Raw genomic sequence first — 21,487 nt, 5'->3', positions numbered from 1 at the left:
TGATAAAGTGGTGAGCTAACTTAAAAAAACTAGTAGTAAAGTGACGACCTACACAGTTGTACATATAAATACTAATTACAAGCGGAATTGATATGAACGCATCTAGTCGTTAACTTAATATACGCTACTCGCGATATTAAATAAATAGTTCACCAGACGCTAGTTTTTATTAAAGAAAACTTCGGAGAAATCCGTCCCGGGGCAACGGCTCTTCCTTTTGCCATAGAGAAGAGAAAAGCTGAGGTTCTTTTTACAAGAAAAAATCAACTTTAAGAACATATTCAAGTTTAACCGCGAATATCTTAAAGTACCAAACTAAACAGATGCGGTTATATCAATTCCGAAAAAAAATATATATATACTAGAAAGGAGTTGGCAACTATGCCATCAGATAAAATAACAAAAGCAAGAAAAGCAAGTTTATATAAGTTTTGTGAAAAAAATCATAGCGATTTGTTTAAATCAGTGAGTTTGAACTACATAGAAATGAAGTCAAACCCAGCTATACAAATATCTAAAACCGGGTACGGTTATATCGACCTCACAAGTGGTAAACAAATAAACAAAGCTGGTACTTTTGCAAGTGCTAACGCTATCGATTTTCTTGTGCGATATTTGAACTATGACTTTTATTCAGCAGTTTGCGAACTATCGAAAGACGAATATCAATTTTCTGAAAAGAATAAACCTCATCAATTCAGTATTCCAAGTAAATTAAACTATGATGACGCATTAGTTAACTACTTAACGATGAAGAAGATATCGAAGGATTTAATCAATAAATTAGAATCTGACAATTTGCTTTATCTTTCTGACAACTACGGATTTGATAACATAGTTTTTTTGAATAAAGAAAAAAACTACGGGGAGCGTGTTGGAACAGATTTAAGAAACGAATTCTATAGATTATTGTATGGCGTATCACCTTCCGAATGTTGGTCTTTCGCAGACATAGAAAACTATGATACTGCTTACATATGCACTACTGCTTTAGAAGCTATGAGCCTTTACGAACTAAATAAAAGATTTAATAAAATACGCAATGGCTTATTTGTAAGTATTGGTAATCCGCAAAGAATCCGAGCGATAAATAAAATCTTATTGAATGAACAAATCAAAGAAGTAGTCATAGCTTCAAAATGTATTAATGACATCTCAAACGAAAAAATTTACAGAAGAATATCACCGTCTAAAGCGAGTTGGAATAATTGTCTTGCAACTATATGATATTTAAGCGTGAATAGCTCTATTTCGCGAGATTATGCTAATCAAGTAAAAATATACTTGATTAGCATAAAAATGCGAAATAAAGCGAATTAAACGCAAAAAACGATGATTTAGTTTTTCGTTTATTTTGCGTTATAATTTGTAATTTTGATAGAATTACATATAATTATAGCGTCCCTTAAATCTTCGCAACACTTGTAAACACTAAGAAGGAGATGAATCAATATGCTAAAAAGTATAAACAAACATATAGCAGTTCTGTTGACTACACAGATGTTCTTTTCACCGCTTGCGTATGCAGCCGAGTCCTCCGCTGATGATACTTTTGCAGTTAAAGCTTCACAAGCATTAACGAAAAACGATTTCAGCGACTTAGACAATGGTTCTGCTACTTTCTCTTATTCTGATAACAGTAAAGCGTATGTTAAAGTATCAGATTTGACTGTCGAAACTACTGCAAGCGACAATAGCACAAGCACTGTAAGCCTCGGTAAGCAATATGAAGTATGCTCAGTTTCAAGCGATTCTCGCACAGTATCATGTAACTATACAACAGTTCGTAACGATAACTCAAAAGAAGTGAAATCACTAAATATAGACAACACAGCAGAGCATCAAATTTATTCAGTACCAGCAAATGCAGTATATACAGATAGCGACAAGAAATACTTCGTAACATCTTTTGATAATCCATACTACAAGTTCCGTTCTATAGATGCGGACGGGCATATCAGCGGAACTAATTGCATAAAGCTTTCCGATAGTCGCATGGTCTGCTCTGCCGACTCAAGTATAGATATGAGTAAACTTTCTGCAAGCGACTTCGCTCAAATAGATAATACAGAAAAGTATCAAATTAACCGCGATACCCTCACTAATGCTACTCTCGCTACAAGCGACGGTTCCTGCGCTATCGATGGTTGGGTGCAAGCAGATGCTACGCATTGTTGTCCACCAAACGACGGAACATATTCTTATAGTTGGGACACAGCACAACAGCAATGCAAAGTAACGAAACATAATTCCGTAAAAGAAAATAAAAGCAATATCTTAAAAGACCTGTTGTCTGCTGGTGCTATCTTCGCCGGGGGTATAAATAACAAAAAAGACTCTAAAAAACAAGATTCTGCGGGTACTGACACAACAACACATCTTAGCAAAGATTTAACATTTCAACAGTCTAATATAGATAAGAACGCAAAAGTAGACATCAAATTTAATCCAAAGATACCTACTGCTTACGAAAAACTCAGTGCGACTATTAATGTTAAAGATACAGAAAGCGACAAACTTGTTGTTCGTGTTCAAATGCCATCAAAAGAAATAGAAACACTTACTACAAAAGAAAACAAAGAATTTCTTCTTAGTAAAGAAGCAACACCGGGACAGTACAATATCGTTATATATGTCTATGACAAAGATATACGCAAAGCTACATTTAAGACGAGTTTTAAAGTATATGACGAAGTTACAGTATTAACGGACGAGCAAAAGAAACAGTTTGCAGACATTAAATTAACGCAAATATCCGAAGAAATAGAGCAATTTTCTATAGCTGGCGATGTATCGAATGTACGCTATGACGAAGAAAACTCTATTTGTTCATTTGATGTTAACAATGGTTATGCACAAATGCTTAATGAAGAAGCTTTTAAAGTAACTGAATCAATGCCTGCTGAAGTTAAAATGAGCAAAGAGACTTGCGAGGATATTAAAGCATCTTCAAAAATTTATATTGAAAATGCGTTACTTCATAGCGATGGTGGCAGACTTGGAGTTGTTATTGATGATTCTTCTGTCATCTTAACAGATAAGCAAGACGCAATATTTAATATTGAAGATGAAGCTACTATAAACACATACAAAGATATTGTTAAAAATAATATCGTGCAAGATGATGTATCAACAATCGCAGTAAATGACGGTAATATAGTTGTTAGTACTTCTTTTGATGAAAACAACAATGCACTGTTAACTGATGTAGCAACAAACGAAACATATACATTAGCTGAATTTGCAGATGCGTTTAATATTAACGAAGATGCTTTAATCGTTGAAACAAAAACAGTTGATGATACGACAATAACGCGTGTTTATGTAAGTGATGAAAACACAAAAAACATCTACATAAAAGAAGCTTTCAACAATATCATGCAAAATCTTTCAAGCACAAATAAAAAAGCTTCGCGTATTAGCGATTTTACTGTTAACACCTTAAACACCGCAAAAGTTAAACGTACACAGAAAGAAAATAAAACACAACAAAAAAGCAGCGGAAGAAGCTTTGGAAGTTGTGTAGACGATTTTACAAAAGAAATACAAAAAGAAATAGAGCAACAAGTAAAAATCAATGTTGCGTTATTAAATCAAATTTTTGATACATGAAATAAAAAGGGCGGTTTTTACCGCCTTTTTTATACAAAAAATGATAAAATGTTAACGAAGGAAGTGATACTATGAAGAAGATTTTTCTCTTTGTTTTTATATGTTTATGCTTTTCAAATATCTGCTTCGCACAAAGAATTGATGCAAAAATAGATGCGTCAGGCTATAAAGTAGTGATGCTTAAAGCGAAGCTTTTAAAGCAATACGACAGAAGTGCAGAAAACAAAATGCTCAATTTTGCATACGAACCGAGCGAACAAGCAGTTTACATTGAAGTCCACGGAGATTCACGCGGACGCTTGTATTTACAAAAAAACAGACATACAAAAGAAACAGTCGAACAATGTATCGACCGTTTGATTAAAGAGAATGAATACCTTTTTACTTTGCCAGTTAAAAAGATTGTCTTAATGTCATGCTACGAAGAAAGTAGACATCAAGACAATCCGCAAAATCTGTACATCGGACATTCAGATACATTAAACGCAGATATATATGAAATATCGCGTTATTGTTCGCTTCTTGAAAATCTCTACAAAATAGAAAACGGATATATATATTCAATTAGCTACGACCAGACAAACTCAAATCCGCTTCAAGATAAGAATATATACAAGCTTGCAAAGAATGCAGCCGAATCCGCCGGGGCTGATTGGGCTGTCGAAATGCTCAAAAACAATAAACAGTTCTAACATACTATAAACAAATTTATACTAACACAATAAAAAAGCACTAATCAATTAATTTGATTAGTGTTTTTTTATTGTGCGCGAGCAGATTTTTTTAAATTTGCTCGCTGATTTTCGTTTTTCGCATTCAAAAACACGCTTAAATTCGCGTCATATCGCGTTTTTTCCGCTCGTTGAGTGTATTTATACCTTTAGCGGTAGAAAATGCGAAATAGACGCAAATAAACGCAAAAGTGCAGTAAAATGTTGATTTATTAAGCTTTCAAAAGCACACTTCAGCTTTGAAGTGTGCTTTTTTGCGTAGCTGAATTTTGAAAATTAGCGTAGCTGATTTTTAGATTTCAGCGGAGCAATCGTTGCCCGGGAGCAGAGGTACCGCCACGGGCGGTTCTTCTGCTCGTTCTGCTATTTTTTTAAAAACATCAAGCACAGCATTTTCAACCTCCCGGGGCGGTTCTACCGCTGGCGGTTGAACTATCTGTTCTTGTGCTATATTCTTTTCTCTTCGCCACGCCAGATAGTAGCGATTCATCATCTGCGCTGTAGGCTTCTGTCCCCAGAAGTCGCTTCGATGCTTCGAATACAATACTTCGATAGCATCTTTCGTACTCATTCCGCCGAGCTTCAGTTGATGAAGCTCGGACATATACATCGCACAGACTGTCTTTTGATTTGCTCTTCGCTTCTTGTTTTTGCGTTTAACTTCGCGCTCTTTTTTTACTTTGATTTGTTCTACTGTCGAGAAGTAATTATGATTTTTCTTCTTGACGAAATACATCGCTATTGCGAATACTTCTGCCATTTTTAAATTTAAAGCTTTCTTGAAATTTAAGTTAATCTCTAACTGAAGATTTAAAACTTTAGTTCTTTCTGTTGATGTACGTTTAGCAAAATACTTCCAAAGTTCATCTTTTACTAAATCATCTGACACGATTTTTCGTGCTTCTTCAATCTCAGAAATAGTAAACATTTTCTTTTGCGTACTAGCATCAAAGCGTTCTTTCATGTGTATCAACCTCCGAATTCATACAATTCATACTAAATTGGTGGGTGCTTTTTTTAGTGCTACGAAAAAAGCAGAAACGCATTTTTTCAAAAACGAGCAAAGCTCGTTTTTGAAAATTTTTGTGAGCGCAAATTCTGCGGTCACAAAAATTTATTTCGCGTAAGCGAAAATGTGGGCGAAGCCCACGGTGACGCAGTGCGTCACCTAAAGGCGGGGCGAAGCCTCGCCCAGCGTGGAGCGAAGCGTAGTGTATTTTGTTGCAAGTGTAGCGTGTGACAGCTTTGTATATGCTCGCATATACAAAGCTGGTTACAGCTTTCGACCTCGTCCGCGGTGCGAGCGTGGAGCCTTGCGTCGAGCGCCGAGGACGACTCTCCGCCGGCAAAGCCGGCGCGCGTCGGTTTTTAAAATTATACTAAATTTTTTTTGCAAAACTAAATCTTTAAATTTGAAATTCGAAAAAAGTTGAATATAATTCATGTGTATCAACCGCCAGTTTTTACTGGCAAAAAGATGTAGCACAGCTTTTCCCAAGCGTTAGTATTATCTATGATAATACAGGGTTTAGTGCTGAGCACTGCTGTTCCCCAGTAAATAAGCGTGCTTCTGGACGCAGGGATAGTGCTAAATTCGTATGTCTATGACATACACACAAAGACATTAAGTTTCAAAGACGCATCAAATGAAAAAAACGAAAGGGTGATTTTTATGTATCAAATTTTCAAATTTGTGCGGTCTGTAAGACCGCCGAACGACATTAAGCTTTTCAGACGTACCATTTTTCAAAGACATTAAGCTTTTCAAGATGCACTAAACGAACACGTTTCTGCCCGTGTAATGACAGAAGTTGACTGTAGTACGGCGCGCGGAAGCCGTTACCTCTTTTTTAAGAGAACCGTGATGACGAATACTTGAGATTATAGCGAATTAGTCACTCGCGAAGTAGTCTCGAAAATGCAATACTGGGGTTGGTCGCCAGTATGAAGTTGTAAATTACAAGTTACATCACCGTCAGACCTGTAAGAACGGTCAGGTTGCTTACCTGCGCTGGATTGTAGCAAAAAAAGCAAAAAAAACAAGCTTAAAAGCATACTAAAGTACGCTAAATATCGCAATTTAGCGTGTTTTCGTGTGCTTTTAAGCACTGAAAAAACAAAAAAGAGGTGATAATATGTCGCAGAAATTCATGTCTGTAAAGAGCGAAGTTGACAATATTTTTCACGAATCAGAGTACATTAAAATCAACGATTCGCAATCTCGCAGGGAAGAAACCGCGGAAGCAAAACAAGAACTACGAGATGAGGGACAAAAATGCGATAGGCAGAATTTAATGGGGAAAGTCGGCATTCACAACGACAAGACGCTAGCTAACTACAAAAGTTCGTGCAGACAGTTTTTTAAGTTTTGCCGGGCGGAGGGCCTTGGGCGAAATCATTACACATATAAACCAGAACAAATCCGCGATTTTGTAGCGTACAGAATAGAGCAAAATTGCTCGTATGAGACGATAATGAGCGATTTAACTGCATTTAACAAGTTAGATGATATGCTTAACGCATCGCAAATCGAGCGTTTCGGCGAAATGCGATACGAAAAGCAAGATTTTTCAAAAGTAATCGCGGAAATCAGAGCAGATTTAAAGATAGAGATGAACGAAACGCACGAAAACAGAGCGTTTAAGAACCCAGAGAATGTCATAGCAAACTTAAAAACAGACGAAGCGAAGCTCTGTGCAACTCTCCAGTTAAACTACGGCTTACGCGTAATGAATACAAGCAATATCAAGCTAAATTCGAATAATACGCTATTCGTAGTGTCAAAAGCTGGGTATACTGTCAAAGAATTCAAAGTATCAAAAGAAATATACGACAAACTGAAAGAGTTCAGTGGCGGAAAAACAAGCTTTCAGCTTATCGACTACAAAAAATATTTAGCAGAAATTAAAGAAGCTTGCGAAAAGACCGGCGAAAAGTATAGTGGAAGTCACCCGTTCCGCTACAATTTTTGTCAAAATTTATATAATGTTTGTCGTGCCAGCGGTAAAACGCATGATGAAGCACGCGCAATATGTGCAAATGCGCTTTTCCACGGTCGCCTCGACATTGTTGATAGATATTTAGGAATTAAATAAATAAAGGAGTGATAATATGTTAAGAACACGCATCAAAGCGATGCTAAAACAAGCACGAAAGAACAACGTTGCAGCGAAACCGTTCAAAATGACATATAAAGAAGCAAATTTAATGTGGGAAAAGTGGATAAACATGTGCGAAGACTTGTTAGAAATTGACGAATACGCAAGCACATTGTCGTTAAAGTTTGCATTAGCGAATAATCGTGAAGAATTGTACAACCTTGGATATACATACAAAGAACAGAAGACTTTGCGGAGATTTTTGCGAAAATGCAAAGAAATCATAGAATTATAAAAAAAAACCGCTCATCAGAGCGGTTTTTTTTGAGTCGCGTATGCGACAAACTGCTATCAAAGATAGCAAAAGACATTAAGCTTGGGGCGACGCACCAAACATCTGCAATACTCGTGAGTATTGCAGACAACGATGAGTTGCCCCGAACTCATTAATATTATAACAAATTTTTCGTCCGCGACAAATTTTAAAGCAAAACGAACAAAAAATTCAGGATTTTAATTCACAATTTTAATTGTCAATTTGAATTTAAAATCCAGAATTAAAATTTTAAATTCAAATTCACAATTTTTATGTCAGAATTAAAATAAAATTAAAAAATACGCTAGAAATAGCGTTTTTTTGTCGTTTATTTAGCATTATTTAGCAATGAATAGTAGTGTTTAGCAGTATTTAGCACTACTTCGCAGAAAATGCAGCTACTTTTGATTACTTAATACTACTTTTTACTATTTCATATTATTTCATATCATTTAATACCACTTGATACTACTTTTAAGTATTTAATACTATTTCGCACTACTTGATACTACTTAACATTACTTTTAAGTATTTAATGCTCTTTTTGACTATTTGATAGTGTTTTTCCGCCATGGTATAAATATTCCAGAACGGCATAAAATAAACAAAAAAAAAGAGCCAAAAGGCTCTTTGTCACCTATTCGGTGAATAACTCGATGCTACTGCAGATTTGGAAACACTTGAAATTCTAAGTCACCTATGCGGTGAATAACAAATAGGCGCGTGATGAAGAACAACAGCACTTATTCTAAATCACCTATGCGGTGAATAATAAGGAAGAAGTTGAAGCTTTATGCTTCATTCATATTATAGCAAAAATTTGCTATTGCAAAAATTTTAACTATAATATTAAAAAATTTAGTTAGGAAAGGAAGTGATACTATGTACTCGTTTCGCAGACTTTATCAAATGACAGAAGAACAACGCGCTGAATTTCAAAAAAATCCGCTTAAGTATATTATCGAAAATCCAATGAGTAACGATGATGATGATGATTCAAGCGTTGATTCTGTTGATTCAAGCATCAATGTTGATGTTCCGTTTTAACGCAAAGAGCCGAAAGGCTCTTTTTTTTGCGGTTTTTCTGGGTATACTGAAAAATTTAGAATCAAATTTATGTTTTGCTATAATATATACATAGACATTAGTTATATGATTTATAACTAATAAATTTTAAGTTCTACGACAAATAACAGACATTCTAAATGTAAAAGAACAAAAAGGGGTAATCAGTATGATAAAAGCTTATGTGAGAGTATCGACAAAAGAACAGCATCTTGCACCGCAGATTAAAGAAATTATTGACTACGCAAAAGACAAATTTAACGAAGAAATCGCATCTGAAAACATATATTCAGATGAAGCAAGCGGAACGACAACAGACAATCGCCCAAACTTGCAGAAGATGTTAGACGACTTGCAAGAAAACGATGTATTAATCATTCGTGAATTTTCTCGTTTAGCAAGAAGCACAAGAGATTTGCTAACGATAGTTGACGCTATTAAATCGAAAAAAGCTAAACTGTACAGTATAAAAGAAGGAATAGATACAGCAGGCCCATTAGGTGATTGCATAATCGCAATTCTCGGTGCAGTGTATCAATTAGAAAACGATATTCGCAAAGAACGCCAGCGCGCTGGCATAGCATTGGCGAAAGCACAGGGAAAATACAAGCGTCCAAAAAAGAAGCAGCCGAAATTTTGGCCACAAGTTTATAAAAAATGGCTAAATCGTGAGACAAGTTTTGAGCGCATGGCTAAAGAATGCTCAGTTAGCAAGACAACGATACAAAAGTGGGTTGCAGAAGAGCGTAAAAAACTCAAAAAAGAAGCATAAAACAACCGCCAAAGAGCCGAGGAATCGGCTCTTTTTTTTACTGCAAAAGTGCTTAAAACCCAGTAATATCAAGGATTTCAGCGATTTCGCGTTTAAATGCGTTTTTTAGCGACTTTTTTAAAACGCAAGTATAAATATAACTCTCGATTTTCAAAAAGCGTCTTAAAACGCGAATTTGAGCGTATTTTTTTTACGCAAAAATTAGCTTGTCGTCTAAATTTACGCAAAAAAAACAGCTTCAACGATTGAAAACACACTTTTTACAGGATAAAATAGAAAGAATAAGAAAGGTTGTGAATATATGTCTGTCCAATCTTATTCTACAAAAAAAGGGAAAAAGTGGATGTTTTTCGCGCGTGATGCTGAAAAAAGACTCGTTAAGAAAAGTGGATTTAAGACAAAGCACGAAGCGCAGGAAGCAGAACGACGCTTTCTTATGCAATATAAAGTGAGTTCAAATCACTCGTTTTGGGAATTCTACGAATTAAACTATATTCCGTACATTAGTAATGTAAAAAAACTAAGAATTTCGACGATTGATACTATTAAATCAGCGTTTACGACTCGATTTAAAAAAGAGTTTGGCGATAAAGAATTATCTTCGTTTACACCGATGTTTTTCAATCTTTATTTGCAAAGACAGATAAAAGAACGCTCGGAATCGTATGCAGCGAATTCGTACATGTATTTACATGCTTTTTTTGCGTATGTCGAAAGAATGCTCGACCTGAAGAATCCGCTCGATAAGATTGACAAACCTCAGTCACCGCTAAAATATTCACCACGGTGGACAATCGACGAATTCAAAAGAGCGATGAACATTATGAACACTAGCGAAAGACCGAGTTATCATTATTATAAACACATTTTTGAGTTGCTTTATTTGACTGGTTGTAGGATTGGCGAAATATTAGCGTTAACACCTGACGATGTTGTGTGTGAAAGCAACATATACAAGCTAAAAATCAATAAGACATTCAACTCAAAGAACGAAATAACGCTCATACACACGAAAAATCATAAAGATAGAGAAGTATTTATTAATCAAGATTTGTATGATAAAATTAAAAGATTCGTTGACGAACATGAAATATCAGATAACGAACGCATTTTCAAGAAAACCGAGAATGCAACTTTGCGATTCTTGAAAGATTTCTGCGATAGAGAGCAGTTAAAAAAAGTAACATTACATTCGTTTAGAAAAGCACATGTATCGTATTTAATACTAAAAAATATGAATCCGGCAGTTGCAGCCGATAGACTCGGTCACTCAACAAAAGTTATGTTTGATTACTATGTCAAAGTCAAGCAAGACAAACAAGAAATCGAAAATCTTTTAGATGAGTTGCAAAAGTAAATGTTACTTTTCGGTTACTTTTTTCGATAATGAATTGCTAGAATCCTTATAAATAAAGGGGTATAGACTCAGAATTTGTTTTCTTGCCAAGTTGGAGGTTAATATTTTGGATAAAATTTTGAATTCATGGTGGAGTATTCTTGATGATCCGCAGCTTATGATTTTATATATTGCTGCAGCGCTTCTTTCAGCGGTTGCTTTCTATCTGATGTATAAGGACGGAAAGAAAGAGAAGATATTGATGCAGGAAAAAGAATTGGAAAAGGCGAAGCTTGAGCTTGCCAAGAAGGAAAAACAGGAGAAACGAAAATGATTGAACTTTTGGCTCCGGCAGGGAGCAGAGAAGCTCTTACGGCAGCAATCGAAAATGGAGCAGATGCAGTCTATCTTGCGGGAAATCTTTTCGGAGCCAGAGCTTACGCGGATAATTTTGACCGTGAAAATTTACGTGAAGCCATTCAATTCGCGCATTTGCGCGGGGTGGCAATCCATATAACAGTCAACACTATTGTCGGAGACAATGAAATGGAGGAGTTGGCTGATTATCTGCGATTCCTGTACGAAGCAGGTGCTGACGCAATCCTTGTGCAGGATTTAGGTGTCGCGCGTGTTGCAAAAAGTGTTGTACCGGATTTACCAATGCATGCGAGTACGCAGATGACAGTACATAACCTTGAAGGGGTATTGGCATTGGCGGATATGGGCTTTTCACGTGTTGTTTTATCCCGTGAAATGTCACTTAACGAAATTCGGGAAATATGCAGAAAGAGTCCTGTGGAGATAGAGTGCTTTGCTCACGGCGCGTTATGTGTCTGCTACTCAGGGCAGTGTCTTATGAGCAGCATGATTGGCGGACGCTCCGGAAACCGCGGACGCTGTGCCCAGCCCTGCCGCCTTCCTTACACCTTGGTAAATGACGAAGGAAATGACGTTTTAGGAGATACTGCAGGAAATTATTTATTGTCTCCGAGAGATATGAATACTATTGATATACTCCCTGAGCTTATTCAGGCAGGAGTAGCTTCCCTGAAAATTGAAGGACGTATGAAACGCCCTGAGTACGTCTCGGTCGTTGTAAGCACCTATAGAAAAGAGCTTGACCGTATATACGGCATTGAAAAAAGCAGCGATAAAGAAGAAAGCCACCGTCGTCTTGCTCAGATATTTAACAGGGATTTCACAACAGGCTTCCTTTTGAATAATCCGGGGAAAAATCTTATGAGCGACCGCCGTCCGAATAACAGAGGACTCCTCATAGGCCGTGTAACAAAATATGATTTTTCATCAAAAAGGGTTTTTGTAAAATTATCGGCTGACGTGACCGAAGGTGACGAGCTTGATTTTTGGGTTAAGGTCGGTGGACGTGTAACGACAGCACTGACCGATATTAAAGATGAAAAAGGACATTCCGTCACGGAAGGAAAGGCCGGAGAAGAAATCAGCTTTCCGCTGGCAAAAACAGTAAAGGTTCATGATCGTGTTTTTCGGGTATATGACGCGAAGCTGATGCAGGAAGCCCGCAGTACGTTTCAAAACGGAGCGCCTGTGCGGCGTATTCCTGTTGACTGCAGTGTGACAGCAAGAATAGGAAAGCCTGTCATGGTTTCCTTCAGGACTGCGGATGGCGCAGAAGCAGAAATAGTATCGGATTTTATTTGTGAAAAGGCGCAAAAAACGCCTGTTTCCGTTGAGGTATTACAGAAGCAGTTATCGAGGCTGGGTACAACCGTATATGAATTAAGAAATTTTGCAGCAGAGCTTGATGACAATGCAATTGTTCCTGTGAGTGTTTTGAACAATCTGCGCAGACAGGCATCAGAAATATTGGATGGAAAACGCTTGGAAAAATACAAGCGGGTTTCTTTGAGCGAAACCGGTGCAGTTAAATCACTTCCTTCCTGTGATATCAGAAAGAACAGAGAAAAGTCTGCAAAGCTTGTCGTGCGTGTCGATTCTGTGGCAAAGGCCAAAGCTGCTGTAGATGCAGGCGCCGATGGAATTATTTTTGGCGGTGACTCTTATTCACATCACGTTTTTTCACTGAAGGAATATAGTGATGTGTTTGAGTATGCAAAAAAATATAACAGGACTGTGGATTTCAACACTCCGCGTATTTTACGGGCAGCCGCCGCAGAAAAAATGCAGAAAATGATGCAGGAATGGGAGAAAATAGGAGCAGATACAGTTCTTGTTCATAACATAGGCTCTCTGTACATGGCCCAAAAAACAGGGCTTCCTGTTCAGAGTGATTTTTCCCTTATATCCTACAATGAACAGACGATACAGCATCTCAAGGAGCTGGGCGTTGTAAGGGCGACACTTTCACCTGAACTAAATCTGCAGCAGGTAGCTTCAATTGCCGAAAAAGCACCGCTTCCTTTGGAATGTATTGTCTACGGACGATTGGAGCTTATGGTCTCTGCTTATTGTGTTCTTGGAAGCTTTCTTGGAAATGTTGATTCCGGTGCGTGCAGTGCGCCATGTATGTGCGGCGGATTTAAGCTGACTGACAGAATGGGAGCAGAGTTTCCTGTGGTTAACGACGCAGACTGCAATATGCATATTTTGAATTCAAAGATATTAAGCATGCTGCCGCATGCAATGAAATTTGCAAAAATGGGAGTTGAACGTCTTCGGATTGACGGCGCGTATCTGAATGAAGAAGAGATACGTCGTTCTGTCACTATTTTTAGGGATTTCATGAAATATAACGAAGAGCTGACTGAAGACCAGCAGATTCGCTGTGATTCATTTGAAGGGCAGTCCTTTACACGGGGACATTATTTCCGTGGTGTTTTGTGACCTGACAAAAGATTGCTCTTATGCTTCGTTGGAATAAAGCATTAAAAAAGGTGTTTTGATGAAGGAAAAAGAAGAAAAAACGCTGGAATTTGATAAATTCCGCAAACTATTGGTGGATAAAGCCGGTTCTGTTTTGGGAAAAGAGCTGGCTGAAAAGCTGCGCCCTGCGGAAGATTTTGATGATGCGCTGAGGCTGCTTGATGAAACAGAGGAAGCATTCATTTTGCTTCAGTCAGGAGCAATGCCGCCAATCGGAGGTATGCGTGATATCAGAAAGCAGCTTGAGAAGGTAAAACGCGGTGCTTTCCTGGATATGGAAGAACTGCTTCTTGTGCGGGACTCAATGTATGTTATGCGTGCCGTGAAAAAATATTTCAAGGAAATCGAGCAGGAAGTCCCGATTTTGAAGAGCTGGGCACATGACATTGAGCTTTTGGGGCAGCTTGAACGGCGTCTGGAAAATACGGTAGATGAAAACGGGACAATTCGGGATGAAGCTACAATCGAATTGGCAAGAATACGGAAAAGCATAAGAAAGACCGAGCGCGATGTAAAAACTCAGCTATCCGCAACGCTTCATAATCCTTCTTATCAGAAGTTTTTTCAGGACAGCATTGTTACTATTCGTGACGACCGCTACGTTATCCCTGTTAAGCAGGAATACCGTTACGCATTTCCCGGTATCATTCACGACCAGTCGGCAACAGGGGCAACACTGTTCATTGAGCCTATGGCAATAGTTAATCTGAACAATGATCTGAAGCAGCTGACATTGGAGGAAAAACAGGAGATTGAACGTATATTGCGCAGAATTTCACAGGAGATAGGTAAAGTTTCCTCTGAACTTTCGCAGAATATGCAGATTCTGGGCAGAATGGATTTTACGATTGCAAAGGCAAAACTGGCTGTGGATATGAACGGTACACGTCCAAAGCTGAATAAATCCGGCCTGACCGACATTAAACAGGCAAGACATCCGCTGATCAGTAAGGATACAGTTGTTCCTGTAAATATTGCTCTGGGCGGGGAATATTCAATGCTTTTGGTAACAGGACCGAATACAGGCGGAAAAACTGTAAGCATGAAAACACTGGGATTGCTTGCGCTTATGGCAAAATCCGGCTGCTTCATCCCTGCGGAAATTGATTCTGATGTTGCGTTTTATGAGAATATTTATGCTGACATAGGGGATGAACAAAGCATAGAACAAAGCCTCAGCACATTTTCTTCACATATTCGGCATATTGTTGATATATTGGAAAAAGCAGAAAGCGGAGATCTGATACTCCTGGATGAGCTGGGAGCAGGGACAGATCCTGAGGAAGGTGCCGCGCTTGCGATGTCTATTCTTGAGACACTGCATGAGCGGAATATTTCTGTTGTTGCTACAACACATTATTCCGAATTGAAAACATTTGCCTACACACATGACGGCATCGAAAATGCGTGTGTGGAGTTTGATTTGAAGACACTTCGTCCGACATATCGTCTTCTTACGGGTATTCCGGGAGCAAGTAATGCTTTTGCAATCAGTCGCAGGCTGGGTTTGAGTAAAGCATTGATTTTGCGTGCTCAGGAATTGATTCGGGAAGACCACGCACAGTTTGAGCATGTCGTGGATGCCCTCGAAAAGGAAAAGATTCTTTATGAGCAGCGAAACGAGGAAATTCGTGAACGGCAGGAGCACGCGAGAAAACTGGAAGAAAAGCTTCGGAAGATGCGTGAAGAATTGTCTGAGAAGAAAACTCAGATTTTGAAACAGGCAAGAAGTGAAGGAAACACCATCATCCGCCGTGCAAAACGCGAATCTGAAGAGATTATTCAGGAGCTCAAGGATCAGTTTAATGATTACGGTGTAAAGAAACGGCAAAGTACAATCCAGAACGCGCGCGGCCGTTTATCCGAATTATCTGATTCCGTACGGCCTGAATTCAAAACCAGCACGATATACAAAGAAAGAATTGATACAGAGAAGCTTGAAATAGGGGATATTGTTTTTGTTACTGCACTGAATGAAAAAGGGCGTGTAATTTCGAAAAAAGGAAAATCTATTGAAGTAGATTTTGGAAATATGACGACAAAGGTATCTGCTGACTCCTGCCGTTTTGTTTCAAGGGCAGAAAAGTCTCCAGCAGAAAAAGGCAGCATGAAAAACGGAGCACGCGAGCTTCTGCAGAAAGCTCAGAATGTTCGTCGTGAGATTGATATCAGAGGAATGATGGTAGATGAAGGTGAGCAGTGTGTCGGCAAATTTATTGATGATGCTGAGCTTGCCGGACTGAAGGACATACTCGTAATTCACGGAAAAGGGACAGGAGCGCTCAGAAAAGGAATTCATGAGTATTTAAAGAGGCATAAGAGCGTGAAAAATTTCATTTTTGCTGATATAGATGAAGGCGGTTCCGGAGCAACAGTTGTTTACTTAAAATAAAACTGCGTTCTTTGTTTATTTATGGTAAAATGGAAAGGATTCATGAAGGAGGATTTTTCAATGGAAAAGCATTCTGCCGGAAAGAAAAAAACGCAGTCAAAAAAGAAAAGCAGCTGGGGACGGATTTTACTCGGCTTTTTAATTGTTGTCATTGTTATGCTCACAGGCATTGGCTGTGGTTTTTTGACGGCAAGCATGAATACCAAGCCAAATCTTGCAGGCGATCTGACTCCGTCTGCATCCTCGCAGATATATGATGTTAATGGCAACGAAATTGCCAATATACACGCAGCTGAAAACCGCGTTCCGGTGAAGCTGAATCAGATACCGAAAGGACTGCAGGATGCCTTTGTTGCCGTTGAGGATGCCAGATTTTATGAACATTCGGGAATTGACCCACGGGGTATTCTGCGCGCACTTTGGACGAATATTTCCGGTGGTACTGTGGCTGAAGGCGGCTCTACAATAACACAGCAGCTTGCAAAAAATGCATATTTGACACAGGAAAGAACCTTAAAGCGAAAAGTTCAGGAAATGTTTTTGGCGCTTCAGCTTGAACGTCAGTATACGAAGCAGGAAATCCTGGAAATGTATTTGAATCAGATATATTTCGGGCAAGGCGCGTATGGAGTTCAGGCAGCTGCCAAGACGTACTTTGGCAAAAATGCCAGTGACCTTGATTTGAATGAATGCGCAATGCTGGCAGGTATACCTAAAAGCCCAAATTATTATTCGCCCTTCAACGATTTAACAGCGGCACAGGAGAGAAAATCTACTGTACTTGATCAGATGGCAAAGTATGGCTATATTTCGAAAGCAACGGCGGATAAGCTCAAAAAAGAAAACATGAAGCTTGTAAAGCCGCAAAAAACCTCGAATTCAACAACGGCTTCGTATTTCATTGATTATGTTACACAGATTTTGATAGATAAATATGGCGCAGATGCAGTTTATCAGCAGGGATTGAAGATATACACTACAATTGACATGGACAAGCAGAAAGCAGCGGAAGCAGCCATGGCAAATCTTCCAACCTTTGAAACTGATGCCCAGGGAATCCAGCAGCCTCAGGGAGCATTGATTGCAATTGATCCGCATACAGGACAGATTAAAGCAATGGTCGGAGGCCGTGGAACTGACCAGTTCAACAGGGCAACAATGGCTGAGCGTCAGCCGGGTTCTGCATTTAAGCCGTTTGTTTTTGCGGCGGCACTGGAAAATAATTTTTCGGCTTCAACAATAATTGAAGACAGTCCTGTCCGTATAGGGGATTGGGAACCGGAAAACTATAACCGTACATTCAGCGGAAAGGTAACTCTGAGGACAGTTGCCGAACAGTCCCTGAATGTTCCGACAGTAAAAATCGCACAGAAGCTGGGAATAGAGAAACCTATATATTATGCCCAGGAGATGGGTATTACCACCTTTGTTTTGGACGGACCGATGAATGACAGAAATCTCGCGGCTTCTTTAGGTGGTTTAACAAAAGGTGTAACCCCGCTTGAACTTACAAGTGCTTATGGTACATTCGCAAATAAGGGTGTACATATAGAGCCTGTTGCTATTCTTAAGGTTTTGGACAGAAACGGAAAGGTGCTTGAACAGGCGAATCCGCAGAAACGTACTGTAATAAGTGAAAGCAGTGCTGCTGAATTGACAGGAATGCTTCAGGGCGTTGTACTGCGCGGAACAGGAACAGGGGCCAATATCGGCCGTCCGGCAGCAGGCAAAACAGGAACGACCAGTGATTACCGTGATGCATGGTTTGTCGGATATACAACAGATCTTGTAGCGGGCGTGTGGATTGGCTGCGACGATAACAGCGATCTGGACGGCATGACTGGCGGTACTATGCCTGCGACTATATGGCGGCTGTTTATGGAGCAGGCTGTTAAGGATATGCCTGTAAAACAGTTTGACGGTGTTTCAGCGTATAAGGATGCCATTGGTGAATTAGCTGATGACAAGAGTACTAAGGTAACGGATGACCGAAAGAAGAATAACAAAAATAATGCTGCTTCAGAAAATCCGGCACCGGCTGCACGTCCATCCAAAAATGATGCAGGACGCAGAGAACAGAATGCGCCTGCACAGCCGGCTTCTCCGGCACCATCCGCACCAAGCATGAATGGTAATATGGGAAAAGGAAAAAATTGATAAAGGAGTTTCTTTGATGGGACAAAATGTATATGATACGTTAGTTGAACGCGGATTTGTAGCACAATGTACAAATGAAGAGGAGCTTCGGAAGCTTTTTGAAACTGAAAAGGTTAAATTTTATATCGGCTTCGACCCGACAGCAGACAGTCTCCATGCAGGTCATTTTATAGCCCTTATGGCAATGGCACATCTGCAGCGTGCAGGTCATGTTCCTATCTGTCTTGTTGGCGGTGGAACAGGCACGGTCGGAGATCCTTCCGGCCGTACGGATATGCGCAAAATGCTCACAGATGAAGACATTGAGCATAACTGCGAGTGCTTCAAAAAGCAGATTTCGCGGTTCATTGATTTTTCCGATAACAAGGCCATTATGGTAAATAACGGAGATTGGCTCCGCAAGCTGAATTACATTGATTTGCTTCGTGATGTAGGAGCATGCTTTACTGTCAATCGTATGCTTGCTGCAGAATGCTATAAACAGCGTTGGGAAAAGGGACTGACTTTCCTTGAATTTAACTATATGGTAATGCAGGCCTATGATTTCCTCGAACTGAACCGCAGATATGACTGCAAGCTCGAAATGGGCGGAGATGACCAGTGGTCAAATATCATTGCCGGTGTTGAGCTGAACCGCCGTAAGAGCAATACTGCTGTATACGGACTTACCAATAAGCTTCTGACCAAGAGTGACGGAAAGAAAATGGGTAAAACTGCAGGCGGAGCGCTTTGGCTTGATGCAGAGAAGACTTCTCCGTATGATTTCTATCAGTATTGGCGCAATGTTGACGATGCTGATGTTGAAAAATGTCTTGCGCTGCTGACATTCCTGCCGATGGATGAAGTACGCCGTTTGGGTGCACTGAAGGATGCCGAGATTAACGAAGCCAAGAAGGTTCTGGCCTTCGAGGTTACGAAGATTGTACATGGCGAAGAAGAAGCTAAGAAGGCAAAAGAGGCTGCAGAGGCGCTGTTCTCAGGACAGGGTTCTGCAGAAGATATGCCGACAATAGACGTTGCTCTTTCCGGCGGAGAAAAGCTGATAGATGTTTTGACTCAGAACGGTGTCTTTGCTTCAAAGGGTGAAGGGCGAAGACTGGTGCAGCAGAACGGACTGACTCTTAACGACGAAAAGGTAACGGATGTTGACTATGTACTTACAGCAGCAGACTTTAATGATGGCAGTGCGATAGTGAGAAAAGGTAAGAAAAAGTATTATCGCCTGCAGAGCAAATAAATCTTAGTTAACACTTAACACTCTTTTTTTTTATAAAAATTCGATTAAAGTTACAAATTTGTGTTGACACATGTTACGTTTAGCCTTATTATTTGAAATATCGAAAATGAATATTTCAAATCGTTGAACAGGAAATAGTAGCACAGCATTACCTCATTACAGCGAGTCGATAACCGGTTTCCGGAGGTGTGATGATCGACATGAGAGGCAGTGTGAATGGACCTGTGAGAGCCTGCTTAAAGCGTTTTGGCGTGAGTATGCGGGGACGGGAGCTACCGTTACATAGCTAGAATATATTTATTGTATTCGATGAGACGTTACATAGGGTGGCAGAACCATTTCATTCCCTTTGGGAGTGAAATGGTTTTTTTATACCTATGAACTAAAATACGGGTGGTACCGCGAAACCATTTCGCCCCGCAGCTTAAAGGTTGCGTGACGGAATGGTTTTTTTGTTGGGAGGTTTAAGGATGCTGGTCAAAATATGCGGAATCAAAACAAATGAGGCTGCTGATGCGGTTGTAGAGGGCAATGGCGACTTCCTTGGAATGATATTTGTAAAAGGAAGAAAACGTTATTTAGACCCTGGACTGGCAGAGGGCATTTCCAGCAAACATAAGAGCATAAAAAAGGTTGGAGTCTTTCTGGATGAAGATCTTGAACGTGTTAACACGATAGCAGATTTTACCTGTATAGATTATGTACAGCTTCACGGTCATGAGAGTGCCGAATACGCGTCAAAAATCGGGCTTCCGGTTATTAAGGCATTTCGATGGCATGATGACTTTGATGTTGAAGCAATAAATAAATATCCCTGTGAAATTGTTCTGATAGAAAGCTTTAACAAGAAGACAAACGGTGGAACGGGAGAGGTTTTCAACTGGCATGAGGCTGCCAAAGAAATAAAGATGATAAAAAAGCCTGTTTTAATTGCAGGAGGCATTACAGAAGATAATATTTTTGAACTGAAGGAATTGTTTCCGGATGACAACATAGGCGTAGATGTTTCGAGCAGTCTTGAAATAAACAACTGCAAGTCACCGGAGAAAATACGCAGCTTTTTGAAGAAATCCAAAGGTATATGACAGGAGGAGCCACGATGAGAAATTATTTGGCAGAGATTGTTGAAGATAAAAAGATAAAGGTTGAAGCTCAAAAAAAGAATGTACCATTAGCTGAGATAAAGAAAAAAATCAATCACGGAAAGTTTATGGCATCGCATAATATGCACAGGTCAAACTGGAATCTGATTGCGGAATGTAAGCTTCAGAGTCCTGCCAAAGGCAGATTATGTCAAACACACAGCGTACTTGAGCTGGCGAAAATTTATGAGGAAAATGGAGCGAGCATGTTATCCGTACATACGGATGAGCATTTTCTGGGAAAAAATGAAGATTTAACAGCGGTCAGAGAAAAAACTTCTCTGCCGATTATGAGAAAGGACTTCATCATTGATGAATATCAGCTTTATGAAGCACGTATGCTTGGGGCAGATGCAGTACTGCTGATTGCAAGAATTTTGCCAAGACAGCAGCTTCTTGAATTTTTGTATACCGCATGGGGACTTGGCATGGATGCTTTAATTGAAATTCATGATGAAGACGACCTTGAAAAAGCATTGTCAACACCGGCTGAGTTTTTGGGAATCAACAACAGAAATCTGACTACATTCACGACGGATATTGACAATTCTTTGAAACTGGCAAAAAAACTTGGTCATGTAGATAACCGTACTCTCATAAGTGAAAGCGGAATATTTACATCAGAGGATGCAGTTGTGCTGCAGGACGCGGGGTTCCAGGGAATTCTTGTTGGCGAAGGCCTGGTCCGGGCAGATGATATTTCAGCAAAGACAAGAGAATTATCTTTGGTTTCCGCGGTAAACGGTAAAAGTGCCTGATAGAAAAAT

16 protein-coding genes are annotated in these 21,487 nt (G+C 39.5%); 15 read left to right on the top strand and 1 reads right to left on the bottom strand.

Going from position 1 to position 21,487, the window contains the following annotated elements; genetic code table 11:
- Positions 1–381: 381 nt before the first annotated feature.
- From BUA83_RS05295 to BUA83_RS05285, 3 genes are all read left to right on the top strand, one after another.
- Positions 382–1,227, top strand: a complete 846-nt coding sequence (locus BUA83_RS05295) for a hypothetical protein (RefSeq protein WP_072935171.1) — start codon at positions 382–384, stop codon at positions 1,225–1,227.
- A gap of 225 nt (positions 1,228–1,452) precedes the next feature.
- The gene (locus BUA83_RS05290; RefSeq protein ID WP_072935170.1) at positions 1,453–3,612 is read left to right on the top strand and encodes a hypothetical protein; all 2,160 of its coding nucleotides are present in this window, start codon (positions 1,453–1,455) and stop codon (positions 3,610–3,612) included.
- A gap of 71 nt (positions 3,613–3,683) precedes the next feature.
- Positions 3,684–4,304: a hypothetical protein gene (locus BUA83_RS05285; RefSeq protein WP_072935169.1), complete on the top strand. Its 621-nt coding sequence runs from the start codon at positions 3,684–3,686 to the stop codon at positions 4,302–4,304.
- A 331-nt stretch (positions 4,305–4,635) separates the two neighbouring features.
- Here BUA83_RS05285 and BUA83_RS05280 read toward each other — a convergent pair whose 3' ends face one another.
- Positions 4,636–5,307 (bottom strand): hypothetical protein, encoded by a 672-nt coding sequence (locus BUA83_RS05280; RefSeq protein ID WP_072935168.1) that lies wholly within the window; start codon positions 5,305–5,307, stop codon positions 4,636–4,638.
- A 1,171-nt stretch (positions 5,308–6,478) separates the two neighbouring features.
- Here BUA83_RS05280 and BUA83_RS05275 point away from each other — a divergent pair.
- The 12 genes from BUA83_RS05275 (at position 6,479) to trpC (ending at position 21,478) form a co-directional block, all read left to right on the top strand.
- The gene (locus tag BUA83_RS05275) at positions 6,479–7,438 is read left to right on the top strand and encodes a hypothetical protein (RefSeq protein ID WP_072935167.1); all 960 of its coding nucleotides are present in this window, start codon (positions 6,479–6,481) and stop codon (positions 7,436–7,438) included.
- Positions 7,439–7,454: 16 nt separating this feature from the next.
- On the top strand, positions 7,455–7,736 hold the full coding sequence (locus BUA83_RS05270; RefSeq protein WP_072935166.1) for a hypothetical protein: 282 nt from the start codon (positions 7,455–7,457) through the stop codon (positions 7,734–7,736).
- Positions 7,737–8,666: 930 nt separating this feature from the next.
- Positions 8,667–8,804, top strand: a complete 138-nt coding sequence (locus BUA83_RS12640) for a hypothetical protein (protein WP_159430480.1) — start codon at positions 8,667–8,669, stop codon at positions 8,802–8,804.
- Between the two features lie 187 nt (positions 8,805–8,991).
- Positions 8,992–9,594: a recombinase family protein gene (locus BUA83_RS05265; protein WP_072935165.1), complete on the top strand. Its 603-nt coding sequence runs from the start codon at positions 8,992–8,994 to the stop codon at positions 9,592–9,594.
- Between the two features lie 301 nt (positions 9,595–9,895).
- Positions 9,896–10,951: a tyrosine-type recombinase/integrase gene (locus BUA83_RS05260; protein WP_094756485.1), complete on the top strand. Its 1,056-nt coding sequence runs from the start codon at positions 9,896–9,898 to the stop codon at positions 10,949–10,951.
- Positions 10,952–11,057: 106 nt separating this feature from the next.
- The gene (locus BUA83_RS05255) at positions 11,058–11,264 is read left to right on the top strand and encodes a hypothetical protein (protein ID WP_072935163.1); all 207 of its coding nucleotides are present in this window, start codon (positions 11,058–11,060) and stop codon (positions 11,262–11,264) included.
- Entirely contained in the window at positions 11,261–13,753 is a 2,493-nt protein-coding gene (locus tag BUA83_RS05250) for a U32 family peptidase (protein WP_072935162.1), read from the top strand. Before BUA83_RS05255 ends, BUA83_RS05250 begins: the two co-directional genes overlap by 4 nt.
- A 58-nt stretch (positions 13,754–13,811) precedes the next feature.
- Positions 13,812–16,184, top strand: coding sequence for an endonuclease MutS2 (locus tag BUA83_RS05245; protein ID WP_072935161.1), 2,373 nt, complete (start codon positions 13,812–13,814; stop codon positions 16,182–16,184).
- 60 nt (positions 16,185–16,244) lie between these two features.
- Positions 16,245–18,341, top strand: a complete 2,097-nt coding sequence (locus tag BUA83_RS05240) for a transglycosylase domain-containing protein (protein WP_072935160.1) — start codon at positions 16,245–16,247, stop codon at positions 18,339–18,341.
- Positions 18,342–18,357: 16 nt separating this feature from the next.
- A complete protein-coding gene (gene tyrS, locus BUA83_RS05235) occupies positions 18,358–19,578 on the top strand; it encodes a tyrosine--tRNA ligase (RefSeq protein WP_072935159.1) in 1,221 nt (406 codons plus the stop codon).
- A 470-nt stretch (positions 19,579–20,048) separates the two neighbouring features.
- On the top strand, positions 20,049–20,663 hold the full coding sequence (locus BUA83_RS05230) for a phosphoribosylanthranilate isomerase (protein ID WP_072935158.1): 615 nt from the start codon (positions 20,049–20,051) through the stop codon (positions 20,661–20,663).
- Between the two features lie 14 nt (positions 20,664–20,677).
- On the top strand, positions 20,678–21,478 hold the full coding sequence (gene trpC / locus BUA83_RS05225; RefSeq protein ID WP_072935157.1) for an indole-3-glycerol phosphate synthase TrpC: 801 nt from the start codon (positions 20,678–20,680) through the stop codon (positions 21,476–21,478).
- Positions 21,479–21,487: the final 9 nt, after the last annotated feature.

The sequence above is a fragment of the Schwartzia succinivorans DSM 10502 genome (assembly GCF_900129225.1).
Lineage (GTDB): Bacteria > Bacillota > Negativicutes > Selenomonadales > Selenomonadaceae > Schwartzia > Schwartzia succinivorans.
This window is presented reverse-complemented; position numbering and strand designations above follow the sequence as displayed.

Bases quoted from the DNA above. Each gene is read 5' to 3' on its own strand.
- BUA83_RS05240 (WP_072935160.1), top strand. From the start codon at position 16,245: ATGGAAAAGCATTCTGCCGGAAAGAAAAAAACGCAGTCAAAAAAGAAA.
- BUA83_RS05295 (WP_072935171.1), top strand. From the start codon at position 382: ATGCCATCAGATAAAATAACAAAAGCAAGAAAAGCAAGTTTATATAAG.
- BUA83_RS05250 (WP_072935162.1), top strand. From the start codon at position 11,261: ATGATTGAACTTTTGGCTCCGGCAGGGAGCAGAGAAGCTCTTACGGCA.
- BUA83_RS05280 (WP_072935168.1), bottom strand. From the start codon at position 5,307: ATGAAAGAACGCTTTGATGCTAGTACGCAAAAGAAAATGTTTACTATT.
- BUA83_RS05245 (WP_072935161.1), top strand. From the start codon at position 13,812: ATGAAGGAAAAAGAAGAAAAAACGCTGGAATTTGATAAATTCCGCAAA.
- BUA83_RS05285 (WP_072935169.1), top strand. From the start codon at position 3,684: ATGAAGAAGATTTTTCTCTTTGTTTTTATATGTTTATGCTTTTCAAAT.
- BUA83_RS05270 (WP_072935166.1), top strand. From the start codon at position 7,455: ATGTTAAGAACACGCATCAAAGCGATGCTAAAACAAGCACGAAAGAAC.
- BUA83_RS12640 (WP_159430480.1), top strand. From the start codon at position 8,667: ATGACAGAAGAACAACGCGCTGAATTTCAAAAAAATCCGCTTAAGTAT.
- trpC (WP_072935157.1), top strand. From the start codon at position 20,678: ATGAGAAATTATTTGGCAGAGATTGTTGAAGATAAAAAGATAAAGGTT.
- BUA83_RS05260 (WP_094756485.1), top strand. From the start codon at position 9,896: ATGTCTGTCCAATCTTATTCTACAAAAAAAGGGAAAAAGTGGATGTTT.
- tyrS (WP_072935159.1), top strand. From the start codon at position 18,358: ATGGGACAAAATGTATATGATACGTTAGTTGAACGCGGATTTGTAGCA.
- BUA83_RS05275 (WP_072935167.1), top strand. From the start codon at position 6,479: ATGTCGCAGAAATTCATGTCTGTAAAGAGCGAAGTTGACAATATTTTT.
- BUA83_RS05265 (WP_072935165.1), top strand. From the start codon at position 8,992: ATGATAAAAGCTTATGTGAGAGTATCGACAAAAGAACAGCATCTTGCA.
- BUA83_RS05230 (WP_072935158.1), top strand. From the start codon at position 20,049: ATGCTGGTCAAAATATGCGGAATCAAAACAAATGAGGCTGCTGATGCG.
- BUA83_RS05290 (WP_072935170.1), top strand. From the start codon at position 1,453: ATGCTAAAAAGTATAAACAAACATATAGCAGTTCTGTTGACTACACAG.